The 19,457-nt window shown below is 74.4% G+C and carries 13 protein-coding genes; 4 read left to right on the top strand and 9 right to left on the bottom strand.

The window, feature by feature from the left end; all coding sequences use genetic code 11:
* Window positions 1–81: 81 nt before the first annotated feature.
* A complete protein-coding gene (locus IE180_RS34665; RefSeq protein WP_190160927.1) occupies window positions 82–420 on the top strand; it encodes a MerR family transcriptional regulator in 339 nt (112 codons plus the stop codon).
* A 306-nt stretch (window positions 421–726) separates the two neighbouring features.
* Here IE180_RS34665 and IE180_RS34660 read toward each other — a convergent pair whose 3' ends face one another.
* Entirely contained in the window at window positions 727–1,722 is a 996-nt protein-coding gene (locus IE180_RS34660; protein WP_229861212.1) for a hypothetical protein, read from the bottom strand.
* A 345-nt stretch (window positions 1,723–2,067) separates the two neighbouring features.
* Between IE180_RS34660 and IE180_RS34655 the strand changes: the two genes are divergently transcribed.
* On the top strand, window positions 2,068–4,167 hold the full coding sequence (locus IE180_RS34655; protein WP_190160926.1) for a SpoIIE family protein phosphatase: 2,100 nt from the start codon (window positions 2,068–2,070) through the stop codon (window positions 4,165–4,167).
* Window positions 4,168–4,234: 67 nt separating this feature from the next.
* Complete coding sequence (locus IE180_RS34650; RefSeq protein WP_190160925.1) at window positions 4,235–5,512, top strand: MFS transporter; 1,278 nt, start codon at window positions 4,235–4,237, stop codon at window positions 5,510–5,512.
* A gap of 180 nt (window positions 5,513–5,692) precedes the next feature.
* Here IE180_RS34650 and IE180_RS37440 read toward each other — a convergent pair whose 3' ends face one another.
* The 3 genes from IE180_RS37440 to IE180_RS34635 all read right to left on the bottom strand — a co-directional run bounded on the left by IE180_RS37440 (window position 5,693) and on the right by IE180_RS34635 (window position 8,971).
* On the bottom strand, window positions 5,693–5,998 hold the full coding sequence (locus tag IE180_RS37440; protein WP_308434461.1) for a phosphatidate cytidylyltransferase: 306 nt from the start codon (window positions 5,996–5,998) through the stop codon (window positions 5,693–5,695).
* A 333-nt stretch (window positions 5,999–6,331) separates the two neighbouring features.
* Complete coding sequence (locus tag IE180_RS34640; RefSeq protein WP_229861210.1) at window positions 6,332–7,678, bottom strand: cytochrome P450; 1,347 nt, start codon at window positions 7,676–7,678, stop codon at window positions 6,332–6,334.
* A gap of 165 nt (window positions 7,679–7,843) precedes the next feature.
* The gene (locus tag IE180_RS34635) at window positions 7,844–8,971 is read right to left on the bottom strand and encodes a cytochrome D1 domain-containing protein (RefSeq protein WP_190160924.1); all 1,128 of its coding nucleotides are present in this window, start codon (window positions 8,969–8,971) and stop codon (window positions 7,844–7,846) included.
* Between the two features lie 296 nt (window positions 8,972–9,267).
* Here IE180_RS34635 and IE180_RS34630 point away from each other — a divergent pair, with 296 nt between their 5' ends.
* Window positions 9,268–11,052 (top strand): purple acid phosphatase family protein, encoded by a 1,785-nt coding sequence (locus IE180_RS34630; RefSeq protein ID WP_190160923.1) that lies wholly within the window; start codon window positions 9,268–9,270, stop codon window positions 11,050–11,052.
* Here the strand turns inward: IE180_RS34630 and IE180_RS34625 are convergent.
* The 5 genes from IE180_RS34625 to IE180_RS36970 are packed head-to-tail and all read right to left on the bottom strand — an operon-like array spanning window position 10,994 to window position 19,272.
* Window positions 10,994–12,223: an endo-1,3-alpha-glucanase family glycosylhydrolase gene (locus tag IE180_RS34625; protein ID WP_190160922.1), complete on the bottom strand. Its 1,230-nt coding sequence runs from the start codon at window positions 12,221–12,223 to the stop codon at window positions 10,994–10,996. The two genes, IE180_RS34630 and IE180_RS34625, sit on opposite strands and share 59 nt — an antisense overlap.
* Window positions 12,220–13,485 (bottom strand): hypothetical protein, encoded by a 1,266-nt coding sequence (locus tag IE180_RS34620; protein ID WP_190160921.1) that lies wholly within the window; start codon window positions 13,483–13,485, stop codon window positions 12,220–12,222. Before IE180_RS34620 ends, IE180_RS34625 begins: the two co-directional genes overlap by 4 nt.
* Window positions 13,482–14,960, bottom strand: coding sequence for an alkaline phosphatase family protein (locus IE180_RS34615; protein ID WP_190160920.1), 1,479 nt, complete (start codon window positions 14,958–14,960; stop codon window positions 13,482–13,484). Before IE180_RS34615 ends, IE180_RS34620 begins: the two co-directional genes overlap by 4 nt.
* Window positions 14,957–16,654: an ArnT family glycosyltransferase gene (locus IE180_RS34610; RefSeq protein WP_190160919.1), complete on the bottom strand. Its 1,698-nt coding sequence runs from the start codon at window positions 16,652–16,654 to the stop codon at window positions 14,957–14,959. Before IE180_RS34610 ends, IE180_RS34615 begins: the two co-directional genes overlap by 4 nt.
* Window positions 16,651–19,272 carry a glycosyltransferase gene (locus tag IE180_RS36970; protein ID WP_229861207.1) on the bottom strand — a complete coding sequence of 874 codons (2,622 nt, stop codon included), beginning with the start codon at window positions 19,270–19,272 and terminating at the stop codon, window positions 16,651–16,653. The genes IE180_RS34610 and IE180_RS36970 overlap by 4 nt, the downstream gene beginning before the upstream one ends.
* Between the last annotated feature and the right edge of the window lie 185 nt (window positions 19,273–19,457).

Raw genomic sequence — 19,457 nt, 5'->3', positions numbered from 1 at the left:
TAGAAGTTCCTTCGGGGCCCGGGTGCCAGTACGGCACCCGGGCCCCTCACGCGTTCCACGAGTCCCAAGAGAGAGGTGCCGATGACAGCAGACGACTCGTACGGACGTCTCGACGACGACGACTACCCCGCCTACACCATGGGCCGGGCCGCCGAGATGATCGGCACCACCCCCGCCTTCCTCCGCGCTCTGGGAGAGGCCCGCCTGATCACCCCGCTGCGCTCCGAGGGCGGCCACCGCCGCTACTCCCGCTACCAGCTGCGCATCGCCGCCCGCGCCCGGGAGCTCGTCGACCAGGGAACCCCCATCGAGGCCGCCTGTCGCATCATCGTCCTGGAGGACCAGCTCGAAGAGGCACAGCGCATCAACGCCGAATACCGCCGCGCCGCCGAAGCGGCCGGCCCGCCGGCCGCGGCCTGAGACGGCGCCGCGCCCGCCGGGTGGCCCGACGCCGACGGCGGCCTGCCGGCGTACGTCAGGGTGCCTTCCGGGTACTGGAAGAGCAGGCTCGTCACGCACGACGGCGACGTGAAGCGCGCCGTCGCCGGCGGCACATGAACGCGGTCCCTGGACACGCGCGTTGAACTGCGCTTTTCCCTACCTCGGCGTCCGCTTCGGCCGGGGCGGCGTGTCCCTTCGGCGGGCCCGGTGGTCCGGGGACGTTTCCGTGGCGCCGCACCGCGGGAAGGCAGAGGACGGCCGCGTACGCGGGGAACTCCGTGCGCGTCAGGCGAGCACCCACCGGGGCGGGTGTCCGGGGTCGGTCGGGCAGGTGAAGACGTGCAGGTCCCGGTCACGGCCGAAGTGGAGCCGAGTGGGTCGGGCGACGGACGGACCGCCCCGGACGGACGCCCTTCCCCGCACGGACGGATCGCGGTCCTCCAGCGGCACCCAGCTGTGCGAACCGCCGTCCGTCTCGTGGCCCTCGGCGGTCAGCAGCAGCCGCATCGGCGTCGCGCAGGCCGCGCAGTCGACGGCCATCGGGCCCGTCGACGCCCAGCTGGGGAAACCGCCGACCCGCCAGCCGGGCGGGATCGACAGGTCGTGCTGGTAGCTGGGGGCGTCGGGGCCGTGTTCCGCCGCCCGGGCGTCGTCCCATGCGTCGATGCGCGCGATCAGCGGGGCGGGCAGCGTGTCGTCCTCCGCCCAGGGATAGGTGTCCACCTCCGCGGGGTGCAGGACGCACGGCTCGGGCAGTTCGTGCTCCCGGCCGAGCAGGGGCACTTCCGGCGGTGCGGCGAGGAAGCGTTCCGCGCGTTCGGTCTCCGCCGCCTGCCGCCACCGCAGGTGGTAGCGGCGCTCCGCGTGGGGTCCGTGGGGGGACGGGCAGCGGAAGAGCTGCACCAGGTCCGCCCCGTCAGGCCCGGGCGCCAGGCCCGGGATGTCCCGGCGGAAGAACTGGGCGAGTCCCACGAAGGGCACCGGCCCGTCCTCCCCGGGCGATCCGGCACCGTGCCACGGCCGGCTCCGGGGCCGCGCGCCCGCGGCACGGGCGCTGCGGATCTCGTCCGGCGCGTACCCCTCGGTCTCCCGCCGGTGCGGTTCGTGGCAGACCGGCCACGGTTCGTCGTCCGGCCACAGCATCGGCCCGCCGATGTGGCTGTCGCGCAGGCCGGGCCGGCCGGGCCTGGGGTGCAGGCGGGTCGTCCGGCCGCGGTGGGCGGCCAGCTCCGGGAACACGGTCTCCACGGACACCGGTCTGGCCGGCGTTGTCCTCGTCATGCGCAGACCGTACGAGGCCGGGGGAGCACCACGCGAACGCACGGCCGCGAGCCCGCCCGGCGACGTCCCGCGGCGCCTGCTCGCATCGGGCCGAGGCCCCTCGACGACGCTCCGGGCGTTCACGGAGATCCGTGCGCACCGGTCCCGCGGAGGCGGGTGACCGCGAGGGCCCGCCGGGGAGGCGGGGCCTGCGCGGGCCGAAGGGGCTGCGCGGGCCGAGGGGGCGACCGGTCTCCCGGCCGTCACGAGGAGTGACGTTCCGGGTCCTCGGCTCGTGGGCCCCCCGGTGGCGAGGGCACGATGGAGGGGCCAGTCCTCGGACACCGCCATGGAGGGAGCCGGGTGATGGAGCCGGATGGATCCGATGGAGCGGGCGGGCAGGTCCGTGAGGCCGGGCCGCTGCCGCCGGGCGGGCTGCTGGACCTGCTGAGCGTGTCCGCGGTGGTGCTGGACACCGACGGACGCATCGTGTTCTGGAGCCCGCAGGCCAACGACGTCTTCGGCTACACCGCCGAAGATGCGCTGGGCCGTCACGCGGCCCGGTTGCTGGTCCACGAGGAGCACAGCGATGTGGTGACCCGGCTGTTCGCCGAGGTGATGGGCACCGGAGCGAGCTGGGCGGGGGCGTTCCCCATCCGCCACAAGGACGGCGGCACGCGACTGGTGGAGTTCCGCAACATGCGGCTGACGGACGACCTCGGCGATGTCTACGCCCTGGGCATCGCCGCTGACCAGGCCACTCTGGAGGGGATCGAGGCCCGGCTGGCGCTCTCGGACCGGCTGGTCTCCCAGTCGCCCATCGGCGTCGCGTTCCTCGACACCGACCTGCGCTACTCGATGGTCAACCCCGCCCTGGAGCGCATCAACGGCGTTCCCGCCGCCGATCACATCGGCCGTCGCCCCCGGGACATCCACCCGTTCACCGGCATCGAGACGGTCGAGTCCGCGCTGCGGCAGGTCCTGCTCACCGGCACACCGCTGATCGACCAGTACGTCGTCGGCCGTACCCTGGCCGATCCGGACCACGACCGCGCCTGGTCGGTGTCGTACTACCGGCTGGAAGGAGCGGGCGGGCGCGTGCTCGGTGTGGCGAACTCGGTCGTCGACGTCACCGAGCGTCACCGGGCCACCCTGGAGGCGGACCGGGCCCGGCGCCGCCTGTCGCTGATCGCCGAGGCCTCCGCCCGGGTGGGGACCACCCTGGAGGTGGAACGGACCGCTCAGGAGCTGGTCCAGGTCGCCGTACCGGACCTGGCCGACCTCGCGGCCGTCGACGTGCTCGACGCCGTCCTCGCCTTCCGCCGCGCTTCCGGCCCCTCCGACGGCCCGGAGCTGTTCCGGGCGCTCGCCGTCGCCTCCGCGCACCCCACCGAGGCACTCACCGCGGCGGACGCGGTCGGAGACCTCGCCGCCTACGGCGCCGACCGGCTCATCACCCAGTGCGTCCACACCGGCCGGCCCGTCGTCGTCGGCCGTACGGGACCCGAGGACCTGCTGCGCATCGCCCGCGACCCGGAAGCCGCCCGCGCCTTCGCCCGGGCCGGGGTGCACTCCTACCTCGCGGTGCCGCTGATCGCCCACCACGAGGTCCTCGGCGCCTTCGACCTGATGCGCACCCGCAACCCCCTCCCCTTCGACGACGACGACGTGCTCCTCGCCGGTGAACTGGCCGCCCGTGCCGCGGTCGCGATCGACAACGCGCGCTGGTACCAGAGCGTGCGCAACTCCGCCGAGACCCTGCAACGCAGCCTGCTGCCCGGCCGTCACCCGCGCCTCGCCGGCCTGGACGTGGCCTCGCACTACCAGCCGGCGCAGGCGTCCAGCGCCGTGGGAGGCGACTGGTACGACGTCATCCCCCTGAACGGCGACCGTACGGCGCTGGTGGTCGGCGACGTGATGGGCAGCGGCATCGACGCGGCCGCGGCCATGGGCCGGCTGCGGACCGCCACCTGTGCCTACGCCGACCTCGACCTCGCGCCCGACCAGGTGCTGCACCACCTCGACAAGATCACCAGCGGGCTCGAACACTCCATCGCGACCTGCCTCTACGCCGTCTACGATCCGCACCGGCGCCGGTGCGACGTCGCCAACGCCGGACACCTCCCGCCCGCCGTGGTCCGCGCGGGACGGCCCCCCGAACTCCTCGACCTGCCCACCGGCGCGCCCCTGGGCGTCGGCGGCGTCCCGTTCCTCACCACCGCCTTCGACCTGGGCCCCGGTGACCGGCTCGTGCTGTACACCGACGGCCTCGTGGAGACCCGCCACCACCCCATCGACGAACGCCTGGACACCCTGCTGAAAAGCCTCGACTCACCCCGTCGTCCCCTGCAGGACCTCTGCCAGTGGCTCCTGCACGCCCTGCGGCACCCGGACGACCACGACGACGTCGCCCTCCTCATCGCCCAGGCCCGGCCCGTGACCCCCGCCGACCTCGACGGGACATGACGCGGCAGGATCCGGAACGGCGCACTCCTGCACTAGGGTGCTCGCTGCGCCGAGCCCGAAGGAGACCATGAAGACCGCGGCCGAACCGTCGAAGAGCATCAGCACGCCGTTGAGGACCGGGGCCTTCCGGCGGTTCGCGTCGGCCGGCCTCATCTCGGCGACGGGGACCGCGATGGCCCCCCTCGCGTTGGCGTACTCCGTCATCGAGCAGGGCGGAGGGGCCGGATCCCTCGGCCTGGTCCTCGCCACCAACACCGTCCCCACGATCGTGTTCCTGCTCGTGGGCGGCCTCTTCGCCGACCGCCTGTCCCGAAGCCGGCTCCTCTTCCTCGGGAACCTGCTGGCCGCGGGCGCGCAGGGCGCGCTGGCCGTCACCGTCGCCACCGGACACGCGACGACGACGTCCGTCGCGGCGTGCGGCTTCGTCTCGGGAACGGCGGCGTCGTTCATCGTTCCGGCCACGCAGGGCGCCGTCGCCCAGATCGTTCCCGAGGAGCATCTGCAGCAGGCCAACGCGTTGCTCAGGCTCCCGAGCAACGCGGTGAAGGTGCTGGGGCCGGTCGTCGGCGGATTCGTCGTCGCCGCGAGCGGCGCGGCGTGGGCACTGGCCTGGGACGCGTTCACCTTCGCCGTCGCGGCCGTCCTGCTTCTCGGGCTGCGCCTGGAGGCCCCGCCCGCCACGTCCGACGGCGTCCTGGCCGATCTGCGGGCGGGCTGGACGGGCTTCCGGTCGCGCACCTGGCTGTGGAGCTACACAGCCGCCGGCACGGTCCTCGTCGCCGCATGGCTGGCGGGCTTCCAGCTCCTCGGCCCCCTGGTCGCCGCGCGGCAGTACGCCGGAGCGCGCGACTGGGGCCTGATCCAGGCGGCCTTCGCCTCCGGTCTGCTGGCGGGCACCCTCGTGTGCCTTCGCTGGAAGCCGTACCGGCTGCTCATGGTCGCGGTGGTGACGGGCGGTGCCCTCGCGCTCCCCCTGACGGCCATGGCCTGCGGCGTCCCTCTGCTTCTCGTCCTCGTGGCCGCCCTGTTGGCCGGCATCGGACTCGATGTCGCGATCGTCGCCTGGAACACCGCCTTCCAACAGCACGTGCCCCAGGCGGAACAGGGGCGCATGAGTGCGTTCAACGGGGTCGGAGAACGCCTCGCCATCCCCCTCGGCTACCTCGTCACCGCCCTCGCGGCCCACTCGTGGAGCGGCCGGGGGGTGCTCCTGGCCTGCGCCGGCACGATCGTCCTCGCGACCGTCCTCAACCTCTGCGTCCCGGACGTGTACCGCGTCAACCGGCTCATGCCGAGCCGTCGGTCGAGGGCATCGGACGACGACCGCGAGGCGGCGCAGGTGTAGCGGGCGTTCCTGTCGGTGGAGAGGGGCCGTGTGAGGAGCGCGGGGCCGGCGTCGCCCTTCCGCTTCCGGTACGGCGTCCTTCTCCCGTACGGGGTCCTCGGCAGGCGGCAGGCGGCAGGCGGGGCGTCGGGGCGCGGCCCGTTCGACGGTCCCCTCACATGGCCCACTCCGCCCCGAGGCTCACTTCAGCACCAACAGCACCGCCAGGGCGACGAGAAGGGAGCCGATCCGGTCGAGGAGACCGCCGGAGCCGGGCAGCCACCGGCCGGCGTCCTTGGCGCGGGCGCCCCGCTTGACCATCGACTCCAGCAGGTCTCCCAGCGCGGCCACGAGACGGACGCTGTTCCCGTCGAGTCCGTCGCTCAGCCTTCCCGACGGATCCACCGGATGCTGGCCGAGCTCCTCCGCGTACACCCGGTGGCGCAGTTCGTGGATCCCGTCGCGGTCCCGAGGCGTGGCGGTGCGCAGCTGCAGAACGTGGTCCATGCGCAGGCCCCCTGAGGCGGTTCGGCGTTCGCGCCCCAGCATGGAGGAGGCCGGGGAACCGCACCTGAGTACGCGTACCCGGCCGTCCCTTCCGCTCCGGCCGGCAGCGGGGAACCTTCCCCGCCGGCCCGATGCTCCGGCCGGCCGGAGCACTCCGGTCGATGTGCGCCGCCGTGCACCCCGGGGCGGCCGGACACCTGCCGGCCGACGTCCGTCGCGCGCGCCGCATCCACGCGGCCTCGGAGGGACGGAAGAGGACCGACGGGGAGATCGCGCTCCTCGCCGCCTTCCGGACCGGCCGCCACGAACTCCTGCGCCTTCCGGCGACGGCCTTCAGGACGTCCGTGGCGGCTCTTCGACCGGGACCCGCAGCGGGGCGCGGAAGGACAGCAGTCCGAGGGTGGGTGCCCGGGCCGCGTCGGGGGAGAGCCGGAGGGCGGGCAGGCGGCGGGCGGCCGCGCGGAGGGCCACGGCCGCCTCCGTGCGCGCCAGGGAAGCCCCCGGGCAGCGGTGGCGGCCCAGGCCGAAGGCGAGGTGGTGGCGGCTGTTCGCGCGGCCGGGAAGCATCCGCCCGGGGTCGTCGAAGACGTCGGGGTCGGAGCCGCCGCCCATGAGCATCAGCAACAGCTCGGCACCGGCGGGGAGTTCGGTGCCGCCCAGCTCCACCGGTCGAGCGGTCACCCGGCGCCACGAGGTGACGGGAGGTTCCCGCCGCAGTACTTCCTCGACCCACTTCTCGGCCGAGCCCTCCTCGTGGGCCGACCGTCGCCAGGTCCCCGGTTCGGCGAGGGCGCGGCGAAGGACGGTGGAGATGAGCTGGCCGGTCGTGGACTGTCCGGCGACGAAGACGAAGAAGCACGCGCTGACCACGGTCCGCGGATCGGTCGGCTTCCCGTCGGGCAGGCGGTGACGGGCCAGCGCACCGACGAAGCCGTCCGCCGGCGCGGTCCGGTCGCCCACGAGCTCCGTGAGCCACTCGTGGAACTCCGCGACCAGCGCGGCCAGTTCGAGCTGACGGTCCGGGGAGGGGCGCCCCCAGAAGAGTTCCAGCGAGGCGTCGCTCCAGCGCGTCAGCGCGGCGGCGTCGAGCCCCTCGATGCCGAGGACCTCCATCATCACCCGGCAGGGCAGGGTGTGCGCGTACGCGCGGAAGAGGTCGCTCCGGCCGGTGGTGTCGAGTTCCGCCCGTACCGTCGTGAGCAGCTCTTCGGCGATCCGCTCGGTGACCGGGACCGCGGCCGCCACCCGCCGGGCGTTGAAGAACCGCGTGACGACGCGGCGCAGTCCCGGATGGCTGTCGGAGGCGTTGTCGGCGAGCGCGGGGCCCAGCCGGAAGCCCGCCCGGGCCAGCAGCCGCAGCGCGGGAACGCCCAGGGGCGTGACCGCCCGCTGGGCGTTGTCCGGCCGGAAGGCGGCCGGGTCGAGCAGGACCCGGCGGATGTCCTCGTACCGGCTGACGAGCCACAGCCCGGTGGCGGCGTCACGGTGGACCGGCGCGTCGGACCGCAGGCGGTCCAGCCAGGGGTGCGGGTCGCGGACGAAGCCCTCGTCGAACAGGTCGAGCGGCCCGAGGGGGACCCGCCGACCCGTCCCCGGGACCGGCGACGGAGCCGCGTGCCCGTAGGGGCAGGCGGCGGCCGTACCGGAAGGGGACGGGGCCAGGTCAGGGGCGGATGTCACGGTGGCGGACGCTAGCACGCGAACGGGTGCGCACCGGTCGGGGTGTGCGAGGCATCACCTGTGATCGACGCGACGCGACGCGGCGCGTGCGGGAGGAAAGGAGACGCGTGCGGGAGGAAGGAACAGGAACGGCGGGGACCGTTCGTCACGGCCCCGCGCGTGCCGTCAGCGCGCTTCGGACCCCTTCCGGCCCGTCTTCCAGTGGACGTGCCGCTCGGCACCGGCCCGGGAGGCCACCGGCTCCGGCTCGTACTCGACGGCCACGCTCATCGGCCCGGTGCCGACCGTCGTCGAGCCCATGATCCGGTCGGTCTCCGTGTCGACGTAGACCGTGGAGCGCGAGCCGAGCCCGGTGGCCACGTACATCTGCCGGCCCCCGTGGCCCAGCGCGAGGCCCTCCGCGCCGCCGGGAACGCGGAAACCGCGCGCCACGACGCCGACTTCGGTGTCGATGACCGACACCTCCTCGTTGCCGAAGCCGGAGGACACGTACACCGACGACCCGTCGGGCGCCACGGCCAGCGACTCCGCGCCGGCCTCGACCGGCACCGCGTCGAGGACGGTGGCCGCGCGGGTGTCGATGACGGACACGTAGTCGGCCCCGTTCCCCGTGCTCACGTACGCCAGGGCGCCGTCCGGACTGACGGCCACGTCGTAGGCGGCGGTACGGGTCCCCAGCGGTACGGTCGCCACGACCCGGTCGCGGTGCGTGTCGATGATCGACACGCTGCCGGACAGCAGGTTGGCGACGTAGACGCGGCGCCCGTCGGGGGAGACCGCCACGCCCTTGGGGAACGAGCCGACCCGGACGGTGCGCACGACCCGGCCGCGGAAGGCGTCGATGACCGAGACGGTCCCGGAGTCGGCGTTGGTGACGTAGGCGCGGCGGCCGTCGCGGCTGACGGCGACGCCCTCGGGCCGGGCGCCGACCCGGATGGTGCGGACCACCCTGGCCCGCTCGGTGTCGAGGACCGCGACGGTGTGCGAGCCGCTGCCGCCGGTCACGAAGGCGCGGTGCCGCTGCCGGGAGACGGCCACGTCGACCGCGCCCGACGGCACGGCCACGGTGCGGGTGACGACCCGGTCGTCGAGGTCGAGGAACGACACGGTCCTGGCGGTGGCGTTGGCCACGTAGGCGCGGCCGGCCGCCGGCGCGTCGTCGTGCGGCGCCGCCGCGGCGGCGGGTGCGACGGGCACGGCCGTCGCGGCGGCGACGACCGCGGCGGCCAGGGCGGCGCGGAGCCGTCCGACGGACCGTCGGCGGGGGGCTTCCTGGGAGTCGCGTGCCGGCACGGGGGCCTCCAAAGGGGCGGCGATCGGGCGACCCCCGGCACGGGTGCGGGAGCGCATGGTCCGCTCCCTTCTTCCCGCACCGGACGGGCGGCGAGACGGAAGGACACGCCTCGTCGCCCGAGCGGAGCACACCACGGACCTCGACCGAGTGAATGCGGCGGCCCGGACAGCCCGGTCCGGCCGCGCCGGTCCGCCCCGCCCCCCGGCCGCCCTTACGTTCCCGAAGGTGCCTCCGCCCCCCGCCTCCTGGCCGACGCCCTCGACCGGCCGCAGCGGAGGCTGAAAGGACCCGTGCCATGCCTGTGCTCGCATCCGCCGGGCGCCGCCGAGGCCTCCGCCTCGCCGGCGCCGCCGTGACGCTCGGCGCCCTGTCGGCGGCCCTCGGCTCGCCCACCGCTGCCCACGCCGACCTGCCCGGCGCCTCCCCGGTGCTCACCCGGGCCCCCTACCTGACGGATCTGACGACCACCTCCGTCCGGGTGACGTGGGCGACCACCACCCGCAGTCGGCAGACCGTGAAGTACGGGCCGCTCGGCAACTGCACGGCCAACACGGCCACCGCCGCCACGCTCGGCACCACCATGACCGTCAACGGCCTCACCGAGTACAGCAACTCGGTGACCGTGCCGAACCTCAGCCCCGACACCCCGTACTGCTACCGGGTCTACACCGGGGACGCCACGCCCATCGACCTGCTCGGCACCAACCCCTCGCCCTCGTTCACCACGATGGTGCCGGGCGGCTCGTCGGCGCCCTTCACGTTCGCCGTGCTCGGCGACTGGGGCGACACCACCAGCAACGGCGTCAACAGCGGTGCGGTCAACCAGGACCAGGCCAACGTGCTGTCCCGCCTGGCTGCCAGCGGTGCCCGCTTCACGGTCTCCACCGGCGACGTGGCCTACCCCAGCGGCAGCCCGACCAACTACGGCGACCTCCAGCAGTCCGGCGTCAACATCAGCGGCGTCTTCGCGCCGGAGTACTACGCCGCGCCCGGCCAGAAGGTGCCGATGTTCGCCCTCAACGGCAACCACGGCCGCACCTCCACCCTCCTGCTGACCTGGCCGGAGAGCACCGTCACCGCCGCCTCGAACGGCGTCTACTCCCAGGTCGGCTACCCGTCGTTCTTCGGCAGCACCCCGGCGTCCTACCCCACGACGTACTACGCCTTCACCAGCGGCGGCGTGCGGTTCTACGTGCTCGACGCGTCCTGGAGCGACACCAACACCGGGACCGCGGACGGGAACAACTGCGAGGGCACCGACCACTGCGCCGTCTACCAGGTGGACGCGGCCGCCCACTGGGCCACCACCTCGGCCGAGTACCAGTGGCTCCAGCAGGACCTGGCCGCCCACCCCGGCGGCGTCAAGGTGGCCGCGTTCCACTTCCCGCTGCGCTCCGACGACCCGACCGAGCCCGACGACGAGTACCTGAAGAACAACCCGGGCAGCACCGGCACCCTGGAACAGCTGCTCCACGACAACGGCGTGAACCTGGTCTTCAACGGCCACGCCCACATCTACCAGCGCAACGTGGCCCCGCCCGGCGGCGTGCCGAGCTACACGACCGGCGGCGGCGGAGCCAAGCTCAGCTCGGTCGGCGGCCACGGCTGCGACCCGACGGACGCGTACGCCCTCGGCTGGTCCTACAGCTCCAACGCCGGCAAGCGCTGCCCCTCCTCCACGCCGGTCCCCGCCTCCGACGCCAACGTCCACCACTTCCTCCTGGTCTCGGTCAACGGTTCGACGCTGACGGTGACGCCCACGGACTCCCTCGGCAACACGTTCGACGCGCAGACCTACGACTTCTCCGCCGACGGCACCGCGCCGTCCGCGCCCTCCGCGCTGACCGTGACCCGCTCCGGCTCGACCACCATGCAGCTCGCCTGGGGCGCCGCCACCGACAACCGGCAGGTCGCGGCGTACGACGTGTACCGCAACGGCACGTACCTGGCGACGGTCCCCCGGGAGCTGCGCGCGTTCAGCGACAAGACGGCCGTGTGCCCGGCCCCGTACACCTACGAGGTCAGGGCGCGCGACCTGGCCGGGAACACCGCCGGGCGCTCGGTCCCGGTGACCTGCTGACCGCCCGCCCCGGGACCGCGCCGGCCCGGGTCCGCCCGGCCGGGGCGGGCCCGGGCCGTCCCGCGCGCGGGCGGCGCGCCGCGAGCGGGGCGATCAGCAGCACGGGGACGGCCAGGCCGACGAACGCCCAGAGGCCGGGGAAGACGCCCGGCTCGGGGACGGACCGGCGCTGGGCGTTCCGGGCCGGGGCGGCGCTGTTCCCGTACGGGACGGTCGCGGGGACGCCGCGCAGACCGCGCAGCACCTGCAGGTAGCGGTCCCCGTGGTCGCGGGAGGGCTCGACGTGGGTGTTCTCGGAGAACTCGTTCCAGCTGATCAGCCCGATGGCGTCCGGCGAGGACCGGAGCGCGGCGGAGTACTCGGCGGCCAGGGTCGCGCCGTCCCGGCGGGGGACGGGCCTGGTGCCCCCGACGAGCCGGGCGTCGAAGCCGGGTGCGCAGGGAGCCAGCCAGATCTTGTGGTCGGCGTGCACCGCCCGCCCCATGTCCACGAGCTTGTCGGCGTAGCCGGGGGTGGTCTCGGGGTCGGCGGAGGACCAGTAGTAGGCGTCCCCGTCGGTGACGTCGGCGATCCTCCGGTAGCCGGCGACGTTCTTCTCGCTGGCCAGGACCCGCAGTTCGCCGCGGACGGCGGAGGTGACGCGGGCGACGTCGTCGTGCGAGTAGCTCCAGGTGCCGCTCCACACGGTCAGCGGGCGGCCGCCGACGCGCAGCATGGCGGGGCTGCCGGCGAAGTGGTCGCGGAAGTACTCGAAGTCGGCGGCGACCTGCCCGACGGGCAGCGGGCGACGGTAGAAGTCCAGGCTCTGGTAGATCATGGCGAGCTTGAAGTCCCTGGCCTCGGCGGCGGCGACGAGCTCGCCCAGCCGACGGTCGTTCACGGTGCCGTGCTTCCACCCGACGATGAACCCGTCGATGCCGGCGGCTTTCGCCTCGGTGATCTGGCGGTCGATCACCCGCGCGTCGTCGCTGGAGTAGGCCCCGGCGAGCGGCAGGTCGGTCTTGGCCCGCTGCCAGGAACCGGGGCTGAACCACTGGTAGTAGTAGGCGAGCAGCGGCGGACGGGACACGTCGTCGGCGGACGCGCCGGTGGGGCGGGCGGCGGCGGACCCCGTACCGCTGCCCGGCAGACACAGGGCGAGCGCGGCGAGGAGGGCCCAGAACAGTCTCATCGGGCCGTCGCTCCGGGCCGTGGGGGCGTGGCGGGTGTTTCCCCCGCCTCCTCTTCCGGCCGCTCGGGCCGGTGCGCCGGCGCCCCCTCTCCCGGTGTTCCGTGCCCGCGCGGCCCGGTGGACCCGTGTCGCGCTTCGGTGTCAAGGGTGGCGCGTCGGTCTTCGGCGTCGGGGCCGGCCTGTCGGGCTCCGGTGTCGGGCGTCGGGCCCGTGGCGGTGCGGCGGGCCCGACGCCGGAGTCCCAGCCGGACCGCGACCGGCAGCCCGACCAGCAGCAGTACGGCGCCGCCGAGGACGAGCACGTCGGCCCGGCTGACCACCGTCACGTCGGCCGTGACCGCCTGGGACAGCTGGATCTCGCGCGGGCTCGTGCCGCCACCGGGGGCCTTGACCCCGACGGTGTACCGGCCGCGCGGCAGATGGGCCAGGACGGCGGTGTGGTCCGGCCCGAGGGCCACGGTCCGGACCTTGCCGCCGGGGCCCGTCACGGTGGCCTCGCCGCCGGTCGCGGAGCCGAACAGCGCGTCGTGGGCGGTGACGGTCAGGTCGTGGAAGTTGCCGGTGAACGTCAGGTGCCGGTCGGTGCCGGGCCGGAAGGCCTGCCGTTCGCCGCCGGCGATCTCGGCGCCGTCGTAGACGAGGCTGCGCAGGGTGTAGTCGACCGGGACGGGCGTCAGGCGGCTGTCGCGGAAGACGGGCTGGACGCCGTCCAGCCAGGTGGTGCCGGTCACGGCCAGGTCGGTGACGCGGGCGTCGGATCCCCTGACCTTCGCCGCGGAGATCAGGGACCGGTCCAGGGGCGTGCCGTGCTGGTCGGTGAAGGAGGCGGTCACCGGGTACCGCGCGGTGAACCCGGCCGTGACGGTGTAGTCGGCGCGCAGCGGCAGCCCGTCGACCCGGGGCCGGAACGTCTGGTCCGGGTCTCGCTGGCCGGCCCAGCGGGTGAAGCGGTAGCGGGCGTCCGGGGTGTCGACGGAGGTGTCGAGCAGCCGCAGCGACTGGGGGGCCGCGGTACGGGCGCCGGTGTACGAGGCGGTGCCGTCCGCGCCCGTGACGAGCGCGGCACCGGCGAAGACCAGCCGGACGCCCGGCACCGCCGGGACCGTGCGGAAGGTGACGGTGACGGGCGGCGCGGCGGCGCCCGGACGGGTGCTCCCGGCGGAGGTGTGGCCCTGGACCGCCGGGCCGGCCACGGCGAGCAGCAGGGCCGCGAGCAGGGCGAGGAGGGAGGCGGCGTGTCGGCGGACGGCACGGTGGTTCACGGTGGGCTCCCTTCCGGCGTACGGGACGGTCCCGCCGATCCGGAGGGTCCTGCCGGTGCCGGCGGTCCTCCTGCTTCCGGCGGTCCCGTCGCCTCCGGCGACCCCCCTGCTTCCGGCGGTCCCGTCGGAGCCGACGGCCCTGCCGGGGACGGCGGAACGGCGGAGCGCCTGCGGGCGACGAGCAGGGCGGTGCCGGCGACGAGCAGCGCGGTCGCGCCGAGCGCCCCGCCGTAGAGCCCGTACACGAGGGCCGCGTTCACCGGCCGCACGGCGGGCCGGGCGGTGGGGACGGCGAGCACTTCGGGGGGCCGTGGAGCGGCGGAGAAGTCGAAGGCGGCGGCGAGACCGGTGGCGGAGGCGACCCGTCCACCGAGCGGTTCCAGGTTCCAGTTGTCCTCGATGAAGCGCAGCGCCGACGAGGAGTCGAGCACCTGGTGGTCGACGCGCCCGGCCGGCGCGTAGGGGCTGATCAGGACGGCCGGTACGCGCGGGCCGCGCGGGCCGTCGGCGGCGGACGGCGGGGCCACGTGGTCGTACCAGCCGCCGGAGCCGTCGTAGCTCCACAGCAGCGCCGAGCTGTCCCAGTAACGGCTGAGGGCGAGCTGGGTGGCCAGCGAGCGGATGAGCTTCTGGCCGGCCGGGACGGACCGCGCGGAGGTCTCGGACGAGCCCGAGCTCGAGATGTACGCCACCGACGGCAGGGTCCCGGCGTCGAGGTCGCGGTAGTACTGGTCCAGGTCCACGATGTGGGAGGCGAGGGCGGGGTCGTCGAGGAAGCGGGCGTCCCCGAGGAGCGGGACGCGCACCTGCTGGGTGGAGCCGGGTGTCCGGGCGTTCTCGTCGGGCCGGTGGTCCTGGACGTAGAACTTCCAGCTGACCCCGGCCTGCTGGAGCCGGTCGAAGATGGTGGGGCGGTCGCCCGCGGCCGTCGGGGCGGCTCCCGAGACCCAGTAGGAGCGTTCGGCGGCGGTGCCGTACGGGACGGCGGAGAAGAACCTGTCGAAGAGCACGTAGCGGTCGGCGGCGGCCCAGGAGAAGGGCAGGTCCCGGGCGTCGTAGTGGCCCATGACGGGCGTGCCGTCCCGACCCTGGCGGGTGTACGCGGACACGAAGCCGTCCATGCGCCCGCCGTTCACCTGAGCGGTGATGATGCTCCGGCTGGGGGAGAGCGGGGCGGGGGCCTTGTCGTGCAGGGCGTACGGCCGTACGCAGTCGGTGGCGGGGCCGTCGACGGTGCGCGCCTGGCAGGCGCCGGCGGGGATCCCGTCGGCCCCGGGGTACGTGCCGAAGTAGTTGTCGAAGGTGCGGGGGCCCTGCATCAGGTAGACGAAGTGCTGGACGGGGGTGGTCGCGCGGTGCTCGGCGGCGGTGCCGGAGTCCGGGCCGGGGTCGGTGGCGGCCGCGGCGGTGACGGGGCCGAGCAGCAGGGCCGTGCCGGCCAGCGCTGCCAGCAGACGGACGGTCGGCGACTTCATGGCACACGCACCTGGTAGATGACGAAGACCGGAGCGGGCGTCGGGTCGGCGGAGGACGCGGGGACCCGCAGGGCGGAGGTGTAGACGGCGGTGCCGTGGTACTTCTCGACCAGCTGCCGGATCTTCTCGCCGTAGAACGGGGCGCGGTGGGCGGTGTAGGAGTCCCAGACGAGGTACTGGAACTCGCCGTCGCGCAGGGAGCGGTCGGGGTTGGGCACCGGTGTGTACGACGGGTTGCGGTGGAGCCGGTTGACGCTCACCGACAGCGCCGAGACGGACTTGCCCCCGTAGAACTGGAGGACGTTCGCGGTCGAGGGGCCGGCGGCGAGCAGCTGCGCCCCGACGGGCACGTGGTCGCGCACCCACCGGCCCGCCTCGCGACCGCCCGGCAGACCGCCGGAACCGGCGAGGAACGAGCCGTTCGGGGCGGCGGTGATGCGGGTCGCGGAGGACAGGGCGAGGGACGTCGCGACGACGAGCGTGACGAGGACGGCGCCGGCGGCGGACAGCACGCCGGGCCGCAGCCGCGGACGGCCCCGCCGCAGCCGGCCGGACCGGATCCGTCCGGGACGCGGCCGGAGTCCGGCGAGGGCGCTCAGCGCGCGGCCGGCCAGCACGGCGAGCGCCGGCGCGATCGGCAGCAGATAGGGGAAGCCCTTGACGGGCCACAGGGTGAAGAACAGCACGGGCGCGGCGATCCAGCACAGCAGCAGGCCCTCGCGCCAGTCCGTGCGGCGGCGCAGCAGGAACAGCCCGGCCGCGGCGGCCGCGAGGGTGGCCCAGCCCACGGCCTGCGGCACCGTGACGGCGTAGAACCCCATCGAGTGGTTGGCGCGCCGCAGCAGCTGCCACTGCAGGTAGTGCTGCCCGGTGGAGCGGTGGCCCGCGAGCGACGTCGCGAGCGGGAAGGCGGCGACGATCAGGCAGAGCAGACCGGTGGCGAGGACGGCGTGCCGCAGCCGTATCCGCACCGAACGGCTGAGCACGAAGAAGACGTACAGGCCGCAGACGAGGACCACCGCCGTCTCCTTGGAGAGGGCGGCCGCTCCCAGCGCCCCCGTGGCCCCGAGCAGCCAGGGCAGGCCGTCGGGGCCGCTCTGCACGTACCGTACGACGCAGTAGAGCGCCACCGTGGCGCACAGCGTCATCAACCCGTCGAGCAGCACCTGACGGGACACCACCACGTGGTACGGCATGACGGCGAGCAGCAGTGCCGCGGCGAGCCCCGCGGTGCGGCCGTAGAGCCGCCGGGCCAGCAGGTACGTGACGGCGACGGTCGCCACCCCGATGGAGGCGGCGACCGCGCGGGCGGTGAAGTCGTCGGGGCCGCCGCGCAGGAAGAGCGAGAGGAGGCCGGCGAACAGCACGGGGTGGGCGCGGAAGACGGGGAACACCGCCTGCATGGCCGGGTCGCCGGCGAGGGAGGAGGCGGTGCCGGTGTAGACGGCCTCGTCACTGTTGAAGCCGGTCTCGGTGAGCTGCCAGAACCGCAGGAAGCCGGCGACGGCGAGGACGGCCGTGAGCGGCAGGGCGCTCCGCAGCGCCCAGTGGGCGGCGCGCCGCCGCCGGGCGCCGCGGTCGTCACGGGGGGTCGGGGCGCCGGCCCCCCTCGGGGGGTCGCCGGTGGCCCGCGGGCGGGTGACGGCGCCGGGGGCGGCCGTCGCGTCCGCGGTGGAGCAGGCGGGGCGGATCATGGCGTCCTCCCGTCGGGGTCGCCCTCGCGGGAGGCGCCGGAGTCGGTGCGGAGGGCGGGGTGCGAGGGCAGGGCGCCGGAACGGACGGGCAGGGGCGGTACGTCCTCCGGCACCCAGTGCGGCCACGGGTGCCCGTCGACCAGGTGGGTCGGGCGGCCGTTGGTCGCCGGCCGGTCCGCGGCGAGCAGCCGCGGTATCTCGTCGGCCCAGCCGAAGCGGTCGGAGGCCAGGACGCGGGTGCGCACGCCGGAGAGGAAGCCGGACAGGACGTCCCGTTCGCGGCTGCGCAGCCGGGCGTGGTCGAGCCCGTCGACGGTGATGGCGGGGGCGAAGTACCGGAACGGCGGGAAGCCGTAGGCGTCCTCGGTGTTGGCGAGCAGTCGGTCGACGGTCTCGTCGTGGCCCAGGTCGCTCAGGCGGGGCGTGCCGCGCTCGATGACGAACAGTTCGGTCACCTGGACGGCGCTGCTCAGCCGGCAGGACACGAGCCGGTCGACGGCGTACTTCGGCGGGGGCACGAGGATCTGCGTGACCGCGTTGACGCCCATGATGGGCAGGTTGTGGCGGGCCAGGGTGAAGGCGAAGGAGCGGCCTTCCTTGGAGTGCAGGCGGCTCTGCCGCTGCAGTCGGCGCCATTCGTGGGGGGTCAGGTCGTCGGAGCGCACGGCGTGCAGGGTGTGCGCGCTGATGGTGAGCGGCTTGGGGAAGCACAGGGCGTTGCCGGTGGCGTCGACGACGGTCATGTCGTCGGACAGGAACCGTCCGTCGTGTTCGCTCAGCAGCCGCAGGACGGTGGACGTCTTGCCGGTGTCGGTGAGCGCGGAGAGCATCACGCCGGTGCCGCCCAGCTCGACGGTCGCGGAGTGCAGCAGCATCCGGCCGCGGGCGACGAGGACGAAGCGCAGCAGCGCCTCCAGGACGTTGGTGTAGACGACGTGCGGGGAGCGGGCGAGCAAGGGGCTGACGAGGACGTCGATGGGGTCGCCGATGTCGACGCGGAAGTTGGCGCCGAGCCGGCCGAGCTGCTCCTCGTACTGCACGGTGGTGGGCTGTGGTCCGCCGCGGCCGGGGATCTCGGTCATGACCGCGCGGTGGCGGGGGAAGCGGCGGCCCACGTCGCCGACGCGGACGGTGATGTCGCAGGCGTCGGGCGGCACCCACTGGGCGCGGAAGAACTCCAGCTCCGGCAGGTGGATCTGGGAGCCGATGGTGACGGTGCCGGCGATGTCGTAACGGTAGGACAGGTACCGGGGGCGCTTGGGGTGGTGGCTGGGGGCGGCCGCGGAGCCGGAGGGGGCGGAGGCGGTCGCGGCGGGGGAGGGCGCCGTGGTGCCGGGGGGGACGGAGCCGGGGGCGACGAGCACGCGCACGGGGTCGCGGCGGGCTCCGTCGTCACGGCGGGCGCGGTAGATGAGCAGGTCGCTGAAGAGGAACCGGGCCACGAAGAGCGCGACGAGGCTGAGGACGTTGGCGGTGAGCAGTCCGATGCCGGAGTCGACGAGCCATTGGAGGAGGGGCAGCCGGCCGAGCAGCAGCAGGTTGTTCAGGGCGAGGAAGGCGACGCCGCGGACGAGGACCGCGCGCTTGCCGCCGCCCCGGCCGCCGCGGTAGACGAGCGTCTCGAGGAGGGCGAAGTTCCACAGGGACGACACCTGGGTGGCGAGCGCGGCGCCGAGGAGGTGCTGGAGTCCCACGACGGAGTGGAAGAACCACAGGGCGGCGGTGTTGACGGCGATGCCGCTGAGTCCGATGAGTCCGAAGGCCAGGAACCGCGCGGTCGCGCCGAGGTCACGGCGGCCGGTCCCGGGGTGGCGGCCCTCGTCGGGGCGGTGCGCGGCGACGGGACCGGGCCGGCGCAGCCGGGCCAGGTGGCGCAGGAACCGCAGGCCCTCGCGGAGCGAGGCCTTGGAGGTGCCGGCCGCGCGGGGCGCGAAGCGGTAGGCGACCTCGGCGACGCGTGCGCCGGGGTGCCGGACGAGCAGTTCGAGCAGCACCTTGAAGCCGAGGGGGCTGAGCCGGTCCACGTCGATCGCGGCGGTGCGGAAGGCGAAGAGTCCGCTCATGGGGTCGCTGACGCCGGCCAGCCGGTGGGGGAAGGCCGCCTTGGTGAGGAGCGTGCTGCCGCGGGAGACGAGCCGGCGCACGGGGCCGTCGAGTCCGTCACCGGTCGATCCGGATCCCGCGTAGCGGGTGCCGACCACGATGTCGACGCCGTGGCCCAGGGCGGTGCGGGCGAGCGCGGCGGCCGCCTCCGGCGGGTGCTGGAGGTCGGCGTCCATGACCAGGGCCCATTCGCCCCGGGCATGGCGTGCGCCCGCGAGGACGGCCCCCGCCAGGCCGCCTTCGCGGGCGCCGCCCTCACGGTGGATCATGCGGACCGGCAGCCGGTGGTCCGGGGCGTGCCGCGCGGCCGTGGTCGGCGTGTCGTCGTCGCTGTCGTCGACGAACAGGATCTCGACGGGCAGGTCGCCGAAGGCCGGTTCCAGGGCGCGCAGCAGCAGGGGGACGGTTTCGCGTTCGTTGCGCGTCGGGATGACGAGGGTCAGACGGGGCCGGACGAGCGGGCGCGGGTCGTTCAGCTCGTCGCACTCGGTGCGGGGGGTGCGGTTGCCGTCCATGTCAGCGGCCTCCAGCGGGGGGACGGGGCAGCTGTGCTGTCGCTGTACGTCTACGTGTTAAACATACATATTGCTCGGCGTTGTCCTAGATGTCAACGAATGTCCACTTACGTAGTAAACGTATGCGTTGAGTATCCTTCGGATATAGTCGGGAGGAGTCGCAGCGGCGACCTCGAGCCCGGAGG

Origin of the sequence: Streptomyces litmocidini (assembly GCF_014649755.1) — a bacterium.
In the GTDB taxonomy this organism is placed as follows: Bacteria; Actinomycetota; Actinomycetes; order Streptomycetales; family Streptomycetaceae; genus Streptomyces; species Streptomyces litmocidini.
This window is presented reverse-complemented; position numbering and strand designations above follow the sequence as displayed.